Annotated in this window: 3 protein-coding genes and 1 pseudogene; 1 reads left to right on the top strand and 3 read right to left on the bottom strand. The window is 60.2% G+C overall.

What is annotated here, in order from left to right:
• Window positions 1-65 precede the first annotated feature (65 nt).
• Window positions 66-2,156, bottom strand: coding sequence for a recombinase family protein (locus AC630_RS42235; RefSeq protein WP_074124345.1), 2,091 nt, complete (start codon window positions 2,154-2,156; stop codon window positions 66-68).
• Here AC630_RS42235 and AC630_RS46120 point away from each other — a divergent pair.
• Entirely contained in the window at window positions 2,149-2,415 is a 267-nt protein-coding gene (locus AC630_RS46120) for a hypothetical protein (protein WP_167561396.1), read from the top strand. The two genes, AC630_RS42235 and AC630_RS46120, sit on opposite strands and share 8 nt — an antisense overlap.
• 233 nt (window positions 2,416-2,648) lie before the next feature.
• On the opposite strand, the pseudogene tnpB reads toward AC630_RS46120, so the two are convergent.
• Both tnpB and tnpA read right to left on the bottom strand, forming a co-directional pair.
• Window positions 2,649-2,798, bottom strand: a pseudogene (tnpB, locus tag AC630_RS47675) (IS66 family insertion sequence element accessory protein TnpB); the annotation flags it as partial.
• Entirely contained in the window at window positions 2,795-3,229 is a 435-nt protein-coding gene (tnpA, locus tag AC630_RS42215; RefSeq protein ID WP_074124341.1) for an IS66-like element accessory protein TnpA, read from the bottom strand. The pseudogene tnpB and the gene tnpA, both read right to left, overlap by 4 nt.
• Window positions 3,230-3,330 lie beyond the last annotated feature (101 nt).

Below are 3,330 nucleotides of genomic sequence, written 5' to 3'. Positions count from 1 at the left end.
GCAGCACACCATGCCAAAGTAACTTGACCAGATCGCCACAGCTCGTTTCATTGTACGTCCCTTTGTCAGATCCCAGGCAGGCGGATCAATCTATCGTACTGATAATCAATGTAGTTTTTCGGCCGACGTTCGATCACGCGCTGCACCGCTATGCGTACTGCTTCCGACGTCAGCGCGTCGACAGGGACCAACCATTGCGAGCCCTTGATTGCCTGGGTTGCCGGCAAGATGCCCTTCAGCACCAAGCTCTTTGCTGATCCGACGCAAACTCCAAAGTGTGCCGCAGCCTTCGCAAGGCTGATCATTTTGCCGTCGGATGATGCGGGATCGTATTCCGGCAAGCCCAGGCGTTCGCGCATTTCCCGCACGCGAACAGTCGTCCAGGTCTCGCCGTCGCCGGTCTTACAGCGCATCCGATTGAGCGACACGGCGAGCTCTCGATCAGGCCAACGACCAGCGAGTTTACGAAGTGCGTCAACGGCAGTGGGGGCCATATCGCCCGGATATCGACCCGTCTTAACGCGAGCAACCCGAACCTCCGTGTGCCGGCCGCCGGTCCAGTGGACAAGCAGAACCGCTTCATTGGTGTTTTCGTCGAGATCGCAAACAATCTCTCGGACCACGATGTGAACTAGCCGTTGCTTGGTGCGCGTGTCCGTGGACGGTGCATTCCAGACCCGCGGCAGATCGTGCGCAAGTTGCAGAAGCAGGGCGCGGTCGATCTTGGGGGTTTCCGCTGATGCGGCGCGCTGCTCCTTGATCCGACCTTCAAGCTCGGCAACCCGCTCCAATGCGCCATTCCAGCGTGCCTCGAGTTCGCGGGCAACGTGACGCTTCCCCGGATCCACAAGTTCGTATCGGCGTGCGGCAAGGGACGCTTCGTAGCTTGCAACTTCAAGCTCCCGTTCGACGGCGGCGATGATCTCTTGTCTCGAGCGCTCAATCTGGTCGGACGCCAATATCGCTGCTTCAACAGCCCGATCGGAGACCGCCTCAAGGATTTGCAGCGCGACCGCACGATCGACGCGCACTCCGCCGATGCCGATACATAGGCCTGCCCCGACATGGGCGTCATCGCCGCGGCATTGATAGCGATGGGCATTCCCCTTGGCCTGGCCATAGAACACACGCATCATTCGCCCGCAACGTCCGCACCGCATCAAGCCGGTCAGGAGTGCGCGTCCCCCGCGCGCCGATTTACGCGAGCAATTCTTTTTCATGTGCGCGTTTTCCAGCAGCAGCCTCTGATTGTCTTCATACTCCTGCCAGCCAATATAACCGGGATGATTGTCGCGCAGGAGAACATTCCATTCTTCCCGCGGCTTCTTGAACCCGCTGACCTTGCGGGCGCGACCGTCCACGATCCGTGTCTTCTGGGCGATTCGGCCAAACGCATAGGCGCCAGCATAGAGCGGATTGTGCAGGATCTGCATCACCGTGTGATAGGCTGGCGCCTTCCAGCTGAGCTTGTAGATTTGAACGTTCCTCAGGACCACAGGCATTTTGATGTCGGCGGCACGCAGCCAAAGAAAGACCTGCCGGGCGCTGCCGAGCTCGCGGAACTTCGTGAAGACGAGTCGCACAACTCCCGCCACATGTTCGTCGGGATCGATTTCGATCTTGCCAAGCTCATTCCAACAAAATCCGGGTGGAAGCATGAAGCGGTACTCGCCGCGCTGGGCCTTGGAGTCTCGAGCGGCGATTCCCCGTTGGCGAAGCAGACTCAGCTCATACTCCGACATCGTCCCCTTCAGTCCGAGCAGCAGGCGGTCGTTGACAAGCCGCGGATCATAGGCGCCGTCGGGATCGATGACCAACGCGCCAGCAAGCGCGCAGAGGTCGATCAGGTGATGCCAGTCGCGTCCATTGCGCGCCAGCCGCGACGCCTCGATGCAATAGACAGCACCGACATCGCCCGAACATACCATCGCCACAAGCCGTTCAAATCCAGGCCGCTGCGTGCTGCCGGAACCGGAGCGACCTAAATCATCGTCAATTACCGTCACCGACCTAAACCCCGCGGCTTCCGCAGCCTGTGCCAGGTCATATTGCCGCCGCTGGCTTTCGAGATTCCCCATGACTTGCGACATTGTCGATTGGCGAACATAGACGACGGCAGCGCGGCTGAGGTGATCAGGCGTGATCTTGATGCTCATGATCACCTCCCGGCATCTGAATGGGCTCGACGCCTGCCGCCTCCAGCAGGAGATCGGCGAGCGCCTGGATCAGGCCTTTGGGATTGGCGCCCAGCGGGTTCTGGGGAATCCGACGCCCCAGATCCAGACCCAATTGAACCGGCTCGCGATATTGGTTTTTTCTCCGCACGTCCTTTCTCCCTCTTCATTGAAGGACGGGATCGTGCGCCCGACGCCTGAGTCGTGCCGAGAAGCCTCAGGACAGCTGCAAATTCGTTGAGCCCCTCAATACTGACCTGCGGCGATCCAAGCGCCATGCCGGCACAGTAGCTTTCGTCGAACATCCAACTGGGAACCTCGCGGCTAAACCCACGCCGCTCTTCTGTGTAGATGCACTTCAAATCCTTGCCGCGTCGGAACGGTGCGACTTGAAGCGTCCGTCCAAAAAGCGGATGCCACGGATATGCAATTGTCGCGCTTCGAAGACTGTATGCAGAATGTCGCGTGTTGGGCCCGCTTGGCCCGGAACACATAGACAGCTCCCGAGAATGGATCAGCCCCCATGCTCTCGCGCACCAGGGTCGCAAGCCCCTCCATTCCCTTGCGGAAGTCTACCGGTTTGGTCGCCACCATCACCCGGACCGCACCCGACGGACCGATCACCGGCTCGCCTTCAGCGCCTGGACGATCGACGCAATCATCCTTGGGTCCGCACCACGACCGGCCCGGATCGTGATGCCGTCAACTTCGATCTCGATGACCCCGAAATCTGCCTTTGCCTTGCGCACCGCTTTGCGCTCAGGGCTAAGAGCGGGCGCCGGCACCACGGCATCCACCACTGCCGGCACAAACTGTACTTCTTCTGCTTCGGAATGACCGCCCGCCGCTTCTCGCAACTGACGTCGCCAGCCAAACAACTGTTGCGGCGACAATCCATGCCGTCGCGCTACCGAGCAAACCGAGTCGCCGCTCGCCACAATCTCCGCAACAATCCGCGCCTTGTCCTCGTCGCTCCACTTCCGCCGACGGCCGGCTCCGGTGAAGACCTCAAGCCGCCGAACCGGCTCCGTGATAGCACTATGCACTGTGTCCATTCTAAGCCTAACGGTTCAAACAAACCGCAGACTCGCAGATCGCCCCATCATCCGGTAGGTGGCCGCTGAACAGCGCTTACCGTAGGGGCACTAGCCTGTTT

It is taken from the genome of Bradyrhizobium sp. AS23.2, from assembly GCF_001908185.1.
Taxonomy (GTDB): Bacteria; Pseudomonadota; Alphaproteobacteria; order Rhizobiales; family Xanthobacteraceae; genus Bradyrhizobium.
This window is presented reverse-complemented; position numbering and strand designations above follow the sequence as displayed.